Here is a 12,816-nt window from a genome sequence, read left to right as displayed (position 1 = left end):
ACCGTCATTTCATGCTGATCGTTTCACTGCCGGGCATCCCGCCGCGGGGAAAATTTATTGCCGCCGAAAAACGCCGCGCGCCAACGCAATGGATATGTTGGACTTTCCTGTCAATCTCTCGCAATAATGATGAAGGACACTAGAGCGGCATCCGGGCGCTGCGTCCCGGATCCTATTCTAAATTTGAACTGGAGTGGCAATGGGTCAGGAAAAGCTCTACATCGAAAAAGAACTAAGCTGGTTATCCTTTAATGAGCGCGTGTTGCAGGAAGCCGCAGATAAGAGCAATCCCCTGATTGAACGTATGCGTTTTCTGGGCATTTACTCCAACAACCTCGACGAGTTCTATAAAGTCCGCTTCGCCGATCTCAAACGGCGCATCCTGATCAGCGAAGAGCAAGGCTCCGCCGGTTCCTCACGCCATCTGCTGAAAAAGATCCAGGCCAAGGTGCTGAAAACCGATCAGGAGTTCGACGGTCTGTACAACGATCTGCTGCTGGAAATGGCGCGCAACCAGATCTTCCTGATCAACGAACGCCAGGTGTCCGAGAACCAGCAAATCTGGCTGCGGCAATATTTCAAACAGCACCTGCGCCAGCACATCACGCCGATCCTGATCAACCACGACACCAACCTGGTGCAGTTCCTGAAAGACGATTACACCTATCTGGCGGTGGAGATCATCCGCGGCGCGCGCATCGACTATGCGCTGCTGGAAATCCCGTCGGACAAGGTGCCGCGCTTCGTCAATCTGCCGCCGGAAGCGCCGCGCCGCCGTAAGCCGATGATCCTGCTCGACAACATCCTGCGTTACTGCCTGGACGATATCTTCAAGGGCTTCTTTGACTACGACGCGCTCAACGCCTATTCGATGAAGATGACCCGTGACGCCGAATACGATCTGGTCACCGAAATGGAATCCAGCCTGCTGGAACTGATGTCCTCCAGCCTGAAACAGCGCCTCACCGCCGAGCCGGTGCGCTTCGTTTATCAGCGCGACATGCCGAACGAGATGGTAGAGCTGCTGCGCGGCAAGCTGGGCATCTCCAACTACGATTCGGTGATCGCCGGCGGCCGTTACCACAACTTTAAAGATTTCATCAGCTTCCCGAACGTCGGCAAGGCCAACCTGGTCAACAAGCCGCTGCCGCGCCTGCGCCACATCTGGTTCGACGGTTTCCGCAACGGCTTCGACGCCATTCGCGAAAAGGACGTGCTGCTCTACTACCCGTACCACACCTTTGAACACGTGCTGGAGCTGCTGCGCCAGGCGTCGTTCGATCCGAGCGTGTTGGCGATCAAAATCAACATCTACCGGGTGGCGAAAGACTCGCGCATCATCGAATCGATGATCCACGCCGCGCACAATGGCAAAAAAGTCACGGTGGTGGTCGAGCTGCAGGCGCGCTTCGACGAAGAGGCCAACATTCATTGGGCGAAGCGCCTGACCGAGGCCGGCGTGCACGTGATCTTCTCGGCGCCGGGGCTGAAAATCCATGCCAAACTGTTCCTGATTTCACGCCGTGAAGGCGATGAAATTGTGCGCTATGCTCATATCGGTACCGGCAACTTTAACGAAAAAACCGCGCGCATCTACACCGACTATTCGCTGTTGACCGCCGACTCGCGCATCACCAACGAGGTACGCCGGGTATTCAACTTTATCGAGAACCCCTACCGCCCGGTCACCTTCGATAACCTGATGGTGTCGCCGCAGAACTCGCGCCTGAAGTTGTATGAGCTGATCGACAACGAAATCGCCAACGCCCAGGCCGGGGAACAGGCCGGCATTATGTTGAAAATAAATAATCTGGTGGATAAAGGGCTGGTAGATCGGTTATATACCGCGTCCGGCGCCGGCGTGAAGATCCGTCTGCTGGTGCGGGGCATGTGTTCCCTGATTCCCAACCTGCCGGGGATCAGCGACAATATTCAGGTGATCAGCATCGTCGATCGCTTTTTGGAACACGATCGGGTTTACGTTTTCGACAACAAAGGTGACAAACGGGTGTATCTGTCCTCCGCCGACTGGATGACCCGCAACATAGATTACCGTATCGAAGTGGCGGTATCGCTGCTGGATCCGGCGCTGAAACAGCGCGTTCTGGACATTCTGGAGATCCTGTTCAGCGATACGGTCAAGGCCCGTTATGTGGATAAAGAACTGAGCAACCAGTACGTGCCGCGCGGCAACCGCCGCAAAGTGCGCGCCCAGGTGGCTATTTACGAGTATTTAAAAGCTCTGGAACAACCAGGACAGTAGGCCAGCAACTATGCCGCTAAAAAACACTGCAACGAACAAACCGCAGGAAATCGCCGCCATCGACCTCGGGTCGAACAGTTTCCACATGGTGATCGCCCGCGTCGTCAACGGCGCCTTACAGGTATTGGGCCGTTTAAAACAGCGGGTGCACCTCGCCGACGGATTGGACAGCAACAACGTACTCAGTGAAGAGGCGATAGAACGCGGCCTGGCCTGCCTGGCGCTGTTTGCCGAACGGCTGCAGGGCTTCCCGGCGGATAACGTCACCATCGTCGGGACCCATACCCTGCGCCAGGCGGTGAACGCTGAAGTGTTCCTCAAGCGCGCCGCCAAAGTGATCCCCTACCCGATCGAAATCATCGCCGGCCAGGAAGAAGCGCGCCTGATCTTCATGGGCGTGGAGCACACTCAACCGGAGAAAGGCCGCAAGCTGGTGATCGACATCGGCGGCGGCTCCACCGAGCTGGTGATCGGCGAAGACTTCGAGCCGCTGCTGGCGGAAAGCCGCCGCATGGGCTGCGTCAGCTTCGCCCAGCTGTTCTTCCCCGGCGGCGAGATCAGCAAAAACAACTTCCGCCGCGCGCGGCTGGCGGCGGCGCAGAAGCTGGAAACGCTGGCCTGGCAGTACCGCATTCAGGGCTGGCAGTATGCGCTGGGCGCCTCGGGCACCATCAAGGCCGCCCACGAAGTGCTGGTGGCGATGGGCGAAAAAGACGGTCTGATCACCCTCGAACGCCTGGAAATGCTCGCCGAACAAGTGCTGCAGTTCAAAAGCTTCGGCTCACTGAGCCTGCCGGGGCTGTCGGAAGATCGCCAATCGGTGTTCGTGCCGGGGCTGGCTATCCTGTGCGGCGTGTTCGATGCGCTGGCGATCCGCGATCTACGCTTGTCCGACGGCGCACTGCGCGAAGGCGTGCTGTATGAAATGGAAGGCCGCTTCCGCCACCAGGACATCCGCAGCCGCACCGCCAAAAGCTTGGCCGATCACTACAACATCGACCGCGAACAGGCCAAGCGGGTGCTGGAAACCACCGAACTGCTCTATTCGCAGTGGATGGCGCAAAACACCAAGCTGGTGCATCCGCAATTGGAAGCCCTGCTGAAATGGGCCGCCATGCTGCACGAAGTGGGGCTGAGCATCAACCACAGCGGCATGCATCGCCATTCGGCCTACATTCTGCAAAACTCCAACCTGCCTGGCTTCAACCAGGAACAGCAGCTGCTGTTGGCGGCGCTGGTGCGTTTCCACCGCAAGGCGATCAAGCTGGAAGAGCTGCCGCGCCTCAACCTGTTCAAAAAGAAACACTACCTGCCGCTGATCCAACTGCTGCGTCTGAGCACCCTGCTCAACAACCAGCGCCAGTCGACCACCACGCCGGAAACGCTGCGCCTGACCACCGACGACAACCACTGGACGCTGCGCTTCCCGGCCGGCTACCTGGCGCAAAACAACCTGGTGCAGCTGGACTTCGAGCGCGAGCAGGCCTACTGGAACGACGTCGTCGGCTGGAAGCTGCTGATCGACGAAGAAGGCTCGCAAGACGAACAGCGCTCCGCCTGATCCCCCGCCCCCTGCCAGCCAGGGGGTTTTTCTTTCCGCCCTCGCTCCGCCAACCTAAACGAAACCCTAATACGCCGCGCCGCTCGCCGGAAAAAAATGGACAACTTTTGTCATCAGCGCCTAAAATCCGGTTACAAATTCTCGAGCGAATAACACAGGACACCGGCATACCGGGTGATATATGCGCAAGAAAACCACCGGACAGATGACGAAGATAGTGTTGTTTATCAGCTTTATCATTTTAGTCGGCCGACTGCTGTACGCCGCCGTGGTGGCGGTGCCTCATCATCAGGAAAAAAAACAGGCCGCTGCGCAAAACGCCGCCGAAGTCAGCGCGCCGCAACAGGACGCCTCCTCTGAATAACCGCCGCGCCCCGTCCGTTTCATAAAAATGACTCCGGCACTCGCTATGCTCTATCTTTTAATGAGCCTGCGTCAGGAACGCCGAGCGCCCGTTAAGGAACACCATGTCAGCCGCAACCCATAACGTCAAAAAAGTCGCTGAACACCGCCAGCGCATTCTCACTCTGCTGTTGAACAATAAGGAATTGGTCGACGGCATTCTCGGCCGGCCAGGGGATGAACACGCCCTCAGCCAAAGCGAACTGCTGAACCAAACGGCGGAAATCACCGGCCTGCTGGACGACATGCACGCCGCCGACCTGGCGGACCTGCTGGAGGCGCTGCCGCAGGACGAACGTATGGCGCTGTGGCGGCTGGTGGGCAACAGCAAGCGCGGCCAGACGCTGGTGGAAGTCGCCGAACCGGTCTGGGACAGCCTGATCGAAGAAATGAGCGACAAAGACCTGCTCAAAGCGATCAAAACGCTGGACGTGGACGAACAGGCCTACCTGGCGCAATACCTGCCGCGTAACCTGATGGGCCGGTTGCTGACCTCGCTGGAGCCGGAGCAGCGCGCCCAGGTGCGCGAGATGAGCCAGTACGCCAAAGACAGCGTCGGCTGGATGATGGATTTCGAACTGGTGACGGTGCGGCCGGACGTCACGCTCGGCGCGGTGCACCGTTTTTTGCGCATGCGCAAAACCATTCCCGACGCCACCGATAAACTGTTCGTCACCGATCGCAAAAACACCCTGCTGGGCGAACTGCCGCTCACCGCGGTGCTGCTGAACGACCCGGAGATCCCGGTACGCGAAGTGATGGACAGCGATCCCGCCACCTTTCAGCCTGAGGACAAGGCCGATGAAGCGGCCGGCGCATTCGAACGTTACGACCTGATCAGCGCCCCGGTGGTTGACGCCAAGGGCAAACTGATGGGCCGCCTGACCATCGAAGAGATCGTCGACGCCGTCAACGAAGAGAGCGACACCAACCTGCGCCGCATGGGCGGTTTGAGCCCGGAAGAAGACGTGTTCGCCCCGGTCAGCAAGGCGGTTAAAACCCGCTGGGCCTGGCTGGCGATCAACCTCTGCACCGCGTTTGTCGCCTCGCGGGTGATCGGCCTGTTCGAGCACACCATTTCCCAGCTGGTGGCGCTGGCGGCGCTGATGCCGATCGTCGCCGGCATCGGCGGCAACACCGGCAACCAGACCATCACCATGATCGTGCGCGCGCTGGCGCTGCACCAGATCGAAGTCGGCAACATCTCGCGCCTGATGCTCAGAGAGCTGGGCGTCGCCATCATCAACGGCGTGGTGTGGGGCGGCATCATGGGCGTGATCACCTGGCTGCTGTACGGCGACGCGGCGATGGGCGGCGTGATGACGCTGGCGATGCTGCTCAACCTGCTGCTGGCGGCGCTGATGGGCGTGGTGATCCCGATGACCATGCTCAAACTGGGCCGCGATCCGGCGGTCGGCTCGAGCGTGCTCATCACCGCGCTGACCGATACCGGCGGCTTTTTCATCTTCCTCGGCCTCGCCACCCTGTTCCTGCTGTAAGACGCTCAAAGCCGGCCCCGCGCCGGCTTTTTCGTCATTCTGTCGCCGGGTTTGCGCTAACGCAGTAAAGTCGGCCCTCCCGATAGGTTTTCCTCCCGCGCTGTACTACCCTTTTTCAATAAATCATCTTGATTCATCCACGTCATGAATCCAATCACAGGCAGAGGTCATCGGTAAGGATGTCTATGGATATCAGCGCGCCGAACGCGTTCGGCACACACAAAGGCGTTATGCTGACACATTCTCTGTTCGTGGCGCTGGCGACATTTTTGCTCGCCTTGCTGAGCCTGTCGTTATCCAGTGAGGCTCATCACTTCACGCCGCTGTGGTTCCCGACCGCCGCCGCGATCGCCGTGCTGTATCGCCATCCTCCGCGTCATTGGGGTTTGCCGCTGCTGGCCAGCGGCACAGGCATCGTACTCGCCAGCTTCCTGCTGTTCGGCTTCAGCGCCATTCCGGTCAAGCTGGCCGCCATCAACCTGCTGGAAGCGGCAGTGTGCGCTCTGCTGCTGCGCCGCACGCTGCCGGCGATCGATCCGCTGAGCGATCTGGGCTGTTGGCTGCGCTTCGTGGTCTGCGCGGTGATCTTTACCCCGTTGTTCAGCGCGCTGCTGGCCGCCGGACTAACCCCCACGCCGGACCTGACGTTTTGGCAATCGTTCGGCACCTGGTTCATCTCTGAAGCGATAGGGGTGCTGTCGCTGGCGCCGCTCGGGCTCACCTATCACCGCCGTCTGTTGGCCGGGCTGAATCCGTATCCGCTGCTGTTGACCCTGATGGGCTCGCTGGCCTTCAGCTATCTGGCGCTGACGCATCTGCCCTTCCCCTTTACCTTCGTCATCCTGCCGCTGCTGTGGGCGGCTATCGCCCTGTCGCGCTTCGAAACCTTCACCGTCTGTTTCTGCACTCTCCTGCTGATCACCGTCCTGCTGTCGCTGGGTCTGCTGCACCTTCAGTCTTCCCAGCACACTTTCCTGGGCGAACTCGGCCTCTATCTGCCGATGTTGCTGATCCTGATCCCGGCGCACGCCATGGCGATGGTGATGCACACCTTCCGGGTGGAAAAGCAACATATCGTCGAGAGCGAAAGCCGCTTTCGCAGCGCGCTGGAGTATTCCGCCATCGGCATGGCGCTGGTGTCGCCGGAGGGCAAATGGCTGCAGGTCAATCAGGCGCTGTGCAAGCTGCTCGGCTATCCGCCCGAAAGACTTTATCGCCTGACCTTTCAAGAGATCACCCACCCGGACGATCTGAACGCCGACCTGACCCAACTGCACGAACTGCTCGACGGCCATATCAGCAGCTACACCATGGAGAAGCGCTATATCCGCAGCGACGGGCAGACGGTCTGGGCGCTGCTGGCGGTCTCGCTGGTGCGCGACGGCGAAGGCCGGCCGTTGTACTTCATCTCTCAGGTGGAGGATATCAGCGACCTTAAGCGCAGCGAGGCGGAGAACAACCGGTTGGTGGAGCGCATCACGCTGGCCAACCAGGTGGGCGGCGTCGGTATCTGGGAATGGGTGATGAGCCAGGAAAACTTCACCTGGGATCAGCGCATGTTCGAACTCTACGATCTCCCCCCCGACCAAACGCCGACGCTGGCGTTGTGGCGCACCCTGCTGGTGCCGGAAGATCGCGAGCGTACCGATCGCGAGCTGGCCGAGATCCTGGCGCAGCCGCGACCGTTCGTCATGGAATTTCGCATCACTACGCGCAGCGGCAAAGTGCGCCATATCCGAGGCCAGGGCAACGTGATCCTCGACGATCAGGGCCGGCCGCTGCGCCTGATCGGCACCAATATCGACATGACCGAGCTCAAGAGCCTCGCCGAGGCGCTGCACGAAGAGAAAGAGCGCCTGCACATCACCCTCGACGCCATCGGCGAAGGGGTGATCTCCACCGACAGCCACCTGCGCATCACCTTTATGAATCCGGTGGCGGAACAGATGTGCGGCTGGCCACTCGACCTGGCGATCGGTATGCCCGTCGCCGGCGTGGTGCGCCTGACCAACGGCAAAGACGGCCCGGAAATCGAAAACCTCACGCAATACCCACGGCAATGGCCGGCGGATTATGCGCTGGTGCTGCACAGCCGCGACGGGCGTTATTTCGACGTACAGCAGTCGGTCTCACCGCTGAAAACCCTCGACGGGGAAACCATGGGCGCGGTGATGGTGCTGCAGGACGTCACCGCCTCGCGCGAGCTGATGAAAAAACTCAGCTACAGCGCCTCGCACGATGCGCTGACCGGATTGCCGAACCGCACCCGCTTCGAGAAACAGCTGAAAGCGGCGATCGTCGCCGGCGGGGAACCGTCGTCGCCGCATTCGCTGGTGTTCCTCGATCTGGATCGGTTCAAGGCGGTGAACGACACCGCCGGCCATGCGGCGGGAGATGCCCTGCTGCGGGATATCGCCCAGCTGATGCGGCACCAACTGCGCGGCAGCGACTGCCTGGCGCGTTTGGGCGGCGACGAGTTCGGTCTGATCCTGTACGACTGCCGGCTGGAACAGGCCAAATCGCTGGTGCAGCAAGTGGTTAATCAAATCAGCCAGCACCCGTTCTATTGGGAAGGGAAGATTTATCGCGTCGGCGCCAGCGCCGGCATCACGCGCATCAGTGCCGACGCCAAAAGCAGCGAACTGTTGGCGCAGGCCGATATCGCCTGCTATACCGCCAAGCACCAGGGGCGCGGCCAGGTTTATCTGTACGAAACGCGGCAGAAACAGCTGCTGGAGCGGCAACACGAGGTACTGAGCCAGCAGGAAGTGCAGACGATCATCAGCGAGGGGCAACTGCGGCTGCTGACTCATGCGGTCGCGCCGCCGGCGACGCCGCTGTCGGCCGCGTTTCACCAGGTGAAGCTGCAGGTGATGGCGCCGGACGAGCGCCCGCTGTCGCACGAGGCGTTCATCACCGCCGCGCAGCTGTACGGCCTGATGCCGGACATCGACCGCTGGACGGCGGCGCAACTGCTGGTGAAATATGCCGACGACATCAAACGCAAAGGGCTGTCGCTCGCGCTGCCGCTGGCCATCGACAGCCTGCTGAGCGCCGACTTCCAGCGCTACCTGACGGAAACGGTGCGCGCTTCCTCGCTGCCGCCGCAGGCGCTGCTGTTCAGCGTCGATGAGGCCGCGATACTGGAGCACGCCGCACAGTGTCGGGCATTTCTCCGCGAACTGCAGCAGCAGGGCTGCCGGCTGATCGTCAACGGCTTCGGACATAACATCAATGCGTTCGATGAACTCAGCGATCAGAAGATCGACATCATTCGCATCGATGAGCGCTTTATCACCAACGTGCACTGCAACCAGATGGACGAGCTGATGGTCTCGATGCTCAACGGCGCGGCGCATCGCATTAAAGCGCAGACCTTCGCCGGGCCGGCTCACCAGCCGGTGACGCTGCAGGCGCTGCGCGACATCGGCGTCGATCTGGCGGACGGCGACCAGGTGGCGCTGGAGCAGCCGCTGGCGGTGTTGCTCAGCGACGGCTATTTCGGCATCCGTTAACCTTCTCCCCCCTCTCAGGCGCCGTCTCCCAGGCGGCGCCTCGCATCTCGTTCGTTACATGATATTAACCAAGACAAGATTAGTGATATAAATAACACCTGAAGCTTAAACGATTAAGTAAGATGAAGCGCCCATGCGACTATCAGCGTATCCGTTGATTTTCCTCGGCATGTGATGGCTCAGGGATAAGGGACTATGGAAAAGAAATGGTTTTCCGCCAGGGAACTGATGGGTAAGGCGGGGTTGCCTTCAACTCCGCAAGGGGTCAATTTGATGGCCCGGCGTGAAGGCTGGGTCAGCCGCCGCCGCAGCGGCGTACAGGGCAAAGCGCTGGAATACCATATCGACAGTCTGCCGTTCGGCGCGCGCAGCCTGTCGGCGTTGCGCGAAACCGACCATCCGGATTACGACGTCAAACGCCAGGATCCGATACGGGTCTGGATCGAGTATTACTACCACCTGACGCCGGCCGAGCGGGAAAAGCTGCTGGCGTTCCTGATGCGCGAGGGCATGAGCCGCCTGCTGCAGCTGATCGACACCCCTCGCTAGCTCTGCGTTCAACTCTCCCCTTCCGGCGCCCAGCCGTCGTTGTGCCACAGATGCAGCGTGGCGTAAGAACGCCACGGGCGCCAACGTTCAGCGTAGCGTTCAATCTGGCGCGGCGTCATGCCGGGAAAACGCTGTTTGATCAGGTAATCACCGGCCAGGAACACGTCCGGCCACGACCAGGCGCGCATCGCGATATAGCTGGCGGTCCAGTTGCCGATGCCCGGCAGCGCGGTCAGCGCCTCGATGCCCTGTTCGATATCCAGCACGTTATCGAGCTGCAGCCGCCCTTCGCCCAGCGCGCGGGCGATCTCGATCAGCGCCGCCGCGCGCTTCAGTTGCACCCCGAGCGGGCGCAGTTCTTCGGGCTGCAGCTGCGCCACCCGTTCTGCGGAGGGGAAGACATGGGTGATGCCCTCATACGGCGTCGCCAGGGTTTCCCCCCAGCGTTCAGCCATCCGCCCGGCGAAGGTCGCCGCCATTTTTACGCTGACCAACTGGCCCAGCACCGCCCGCGCCGCCTGCTCGAAACTGTTCACGCAGCCCGGCAGGCGCAATCCCGGCGCATCGGCCGCCAGCGAGCCCAGCGCCTCATTGATGCGGTCCGGCGCGGCATCCAGATCAAACAGCAGGCGCACCCGGCGCAACACCTCCGTCGTCACCAGACTGAGCGCAGGCGCGATCTCTACCCGAACCCGATTGCGCGCTTCTTCCGGCTGCACGCTGACCCAGCCGCGGTGTTCCGTGCCGCCCTGGCTGACGGCGATCGAGCGCAGGTAGCGGCGTCCGTCGACCCGCTCCACGCCCTGCACGGCGCGCGCCTGCAAGAAATTCAGCATGCGCTCCCAGTCATAGGGCGGCCGATAGCCCAGGTGAAACACCAGCCCGCTGGCGGCGGCCCGTTCACCGCGCGCGCCGCCGCTGCGCAGCGCTGACGGGATCAGGCGGTAGCGCGCCTTGAACAGCTCGTTGAAACGCCGCAGGCTGCCGAATCCGGCGGCGAACGCCACCTCGCTGAGCGGCAGATCGGTGTCCGCCAGCAGGCGTTTGGCCTGCAGCAGCCGATGCGACTGCGCGTAATCGATCGGTGAGGCGCCAAACTGTTCGGCGAAAATGCGCCTCAGATGGCGATCGGAAATGCCCAGCCGCGCCGCCAGCGCTTCGCAGCTGTGTTCAGACAGATACCCCTGCTCGATGAGCTGCACTGCCACCTGCGCATAGCGGTTGCCCAGATCGATCAGCGCCAGACCGGGCGCCAGCTCCGGCCGGCATTTGAGGCAGGGGCGAAATCCCGCCAACTCTGCCGCCGCCGCGCTCGGATAAAAGGTGCAGTTTTCCAGCTTCGGCGTGCGGGCGCTGCACACCGGGCGGCAATAAATGCCGGTGGAGGAAACGCCGACGAAAAAACGGCCGTCGAATTTGCGGTCACGCGCGCGCAGCGCGTCGTACAACGCTTGCTGTTGAGTATTCATGGCAACGCTCGGGGTCGGTTTTTTCTGCATTATGGGGCTCGGCTGGCGTGCTGACGTGCGGAATTCGGACATTAAGTTAAGCACGCCGCAGCCGCGCCCGCTAAATTTTTCGACACTCGCGCATTGGCGCATTGCCCGCCGGCCTCGTCTCGGGTAAAGTCGCCCCCCTTCATTGGCATGGGGACAAAAAAGAGATGTTTATTGGATTCGATTACGGGACCGCCAACTGTTCCGTTGCAGTGATGCGCGACCACGGCCCCGAGCTGTTGACGCTGGAAAACAACGCGCCCTATCTGCCTTCGATGCTGTGCGCGCCGACCCGCGAAGCGGTGAGCGAATGCCTGCACCGCCATTGGCAGATCCCAACCGGCAGCGAAGAAAACCAGCAGTTGCTGCGCCGCGCCATCAGTTACAACCGCGAAGAAGACATTCCGGTCAACGGCGACAGCGTGCTGTTCGGCCTGCAGGCGCTGGCGCACTACATGGAAGATCCGGAAGAGGTGTACTTCGTGCGCTCGCCGAAATCCTTCCTCGGCGCCAACGGCCTGAAGCCGCAGCAGATCGCGCTGTTCGAAGACCTGGTGTGCGCCATGATGTTCCACATCAAACGCCAGGCGGAAAATGTGCTGCAGACCGGCATCGATCAGGCGGTGATCGGCCGGCCGATCAACTTCCAGGGCATCGGCGGCGACGAAGCCAACCGGCAGGCGCAGGGCATTTTGCAGCGCGCCGCCGAACGCGCCGGTTTCAAGGACATTGAATTCCAGTTCGAGCCGGTGGCGGCGGGGCTGGACTTCGAGGCGACGCTGAGCGAAGAGCAAACCGTGCTGGTGGTGGACATCGGCGGCGGCACCACCGACTGCTCGGTGCTGCTGATGGGGCCGCAGTGGCGCGACCGCGCCGATCGCCAGCAGAGCCTGCTGGGCCACAGCGGCTGCCGGGTCGGCGGTAACGATCTGGACATCATGCTGGCCTTCAAACAGCTGATGCCGCTGTTCGGCCTCGGCGGCGAAACCGCGAAGGGCATCGCCCTGCCGGCGCTGCCTTACTGGAACGCGGTGGCGACCAACGACGTGCCGGCGCAAAACGACTTCTACAGCGCCGCCAACGGCCGCGTGCTGCGCGATCTGATCCTCGACGCGGCGGAGCCGGAAAAGGTGAAACGCCTGCTGAAAGTGTACCAGCAGCGCCTGAGCTACCGACTGGTGCGGGCGGCCGAAGAGAGTAAGATAGCCCTGTCCGGCCAAACGGCCATCAGCGCGCCGCTCAATTTCGTGCAGGCCGATCTGGCGGAGAGCATCAGCCAGGATCAGCTCGCCGACGCCATCTCGCAGCCATTGATGCGCATCCAGGAGCAGGTCAGCGCCGCATTGGCCAGCAGCCAGACCGCGCCGCAGGTGATCTACCTGACCGGCGGCAGCGCGCGTTCACCGCTGCTGCGCGCCGCGCTGCAACAGCAGCTGCCGGGCATTCCGATCGTCGGCGGCAACGACTTCGGCTCGGTCACCGCCGGGCTGGCGCGCTGGGCGCAAACGCTGTTCCGTTGACAGCCCAAGGG

The 12,816-nt window shown here is 61.5% G+C and carries 8 protein-coding genes; 7 read left to right on the top strand and 1 reads right to left on the bottom strand.

Annotated features, from left to right (window positions below):
• Positions 1–199: 199 nt before the first annotated feature.
• The 6 genes from ppk1 (at position 200) to AC2CGQ_RS01285 (ending at position 9,789) form a co-directional block, all read left to right on the top strand.
• Positions 200–2,263: a polyphosphate kinase 1 gene (gene ppk1, locus AC2CGQ_RS01310; RefSeq protein WP_004941606.1), complete on the top strand. Its 2,064-nt coding sequence runs from the start codon at positions 200–202 to the stop codon at positions 2,261–2,263.
• A gap of 10 nt (positions 2,264–2,273) precedes the next feature.
• Positions 2,274–3,824, top strand: coding sequence for an exopolyphosphatase (gene ppx, locus AC2CGQ_RS01305; RefSeq protein WP_004941603.1), 1,551 nt, complete (start codon positions 2,274–2,276; stop codon positions 3,822–3,824).
• Positions 3,825–4,005: 181 nt separating this feature from the next.
• Positions 4,006–4,188 (top strand): YfgG family protein, encoded by a 183-nt coding sequence (locus AC2CGQ_RS01300; RefSeq protein ID WP_004941600.1) that lies wholly within the window; start codon positions 4,006–4,008, stop codon positions 4,186–4,188.
• Positions 4,189–4,291: 103 nt separating this feature from the next.
• Positions 4,292–5,725, top strand: a complete 1,434-nt coding sequence (gene mgtE, locus AC2CGQ_RS01295) for a magnesium transporter (protein WP_015378729.1) — start codon at positions 4,292–4,294, stop codon at positions 5,723–5,725.
• 185 nt (positions 5,726–5,910) lie between these two features.
• Positions 5,911–9,240 (top strand): diguanylate cyclase, encoded by a 3,330-nt coding sequence (locus AC2CGQ_RS01290; protein ID WP_118891791.1) that lies wholly within the window; start codon positions 5,911–5,913, stop codon positions 9,238–9,240.
• Positions 9,241–9,435: 195 nt separating this feature from the next.
• A complete protein-coding gene (locus AC2CGQ_RS01285; protein WP_004941591.1) occupies positions 9,436–9,789 on the top strand; it encodes a DNA-binding protein in 354 nt (117 codons plus the stop codon).
• An 8-nt stretch (positions 9,790–9,797) separates the two neighbouring features.
• On the opposite strand, the gene alkA is transcribed toward AC2CGQ_RS01285, so the two are convergent.
• A complete protein-coding gene (gene alkA, locus AC2CGQ_RS01280; protein WP_099982101.1) occupies positions 9,798–11,288 on the bottom strand; it encodes a DNA-3-methyladenine glycosylase 2 in 1,491 nt (496 codons plus the stop codon).
• A 164-nt stretch (positions 11,289–11,452) separates the two neighbouring features.
• On the opposite strand from alkA, the gene yegD reads away from it, so the two are divergent.
• Positions 11,453–12,805 (top strand): molecular chaperone, encoded by a 1,353-nt coding sequence (yegD, locus tag AC2CGQ_RS01275; protein WP_033632391.1) that lies wholly within the window; start codon positions 11,453–11,455, stop codon positions 12,803–12,805.
• Positions 12,806–12,816 lie beyond the last annotated feature (11 nt).

The sequence above is a fragment of the Serratia sp. DFXYC6 genome (assembly GCF_057196085.1).
This window is presented reverse-complemented; position numbering and strand designations above follow the sequence as displayed.

Coding starts and splice junctions, on each gene's coding strand:
- ppk1 (WP_004941606.1), top strand. CDS start 200: ATGGGTCAGGAAAAGCTCTACATCGAAAAAGAACTAAGCTGGTTATCC.
- ppx (WP_004941603.1), top strand. CDS start 2,274: ATGCCGCTAAAAAACACTGCAACGAACAAACCGCAGGAAATCGCCGCC.
- AC2CGQ_RS01300 (WP_004941600.1), top strand. CDS start 4,006: ATGCGCAAGAAAACCACCGGACAGATGACGAAGATAGTGTTGTTTATC.
- mgtE (WP_015378729.1), top strand. CDS start 4,292: ATGTCAGCCGCAACCCATAACGTCAAAAAAGTCGCTGAACACCGCCAG.
- AC2CGQ_RS01290 (WP_118891791.1), top strand. CDS start 5,911: ATGGATATCAGCGCGCCGAACGCGTTCGGCACACACAAAGGCGTTATG.
- AC2CGQ_RS01285 (WP_004941591.1), top strand. CDS start 9,436: ATGGAAAAGAAATGGTTTTCCGCCAGGGAACTGATGGGTAAGGCGGGG.
- alkA (WP_099982101.1), bottom strand. CDS start 11,288: ATGCAGAAAAAACCGACCCCGAGCGTTGCCATGAATACTCAACAGCAA.
- yegD (WP_033632391.1), top strand. CDS start 11,453: ATGTTTATTGGATTCGATTACGGGACCGCCAACTGTTCCGTTGCAGTG.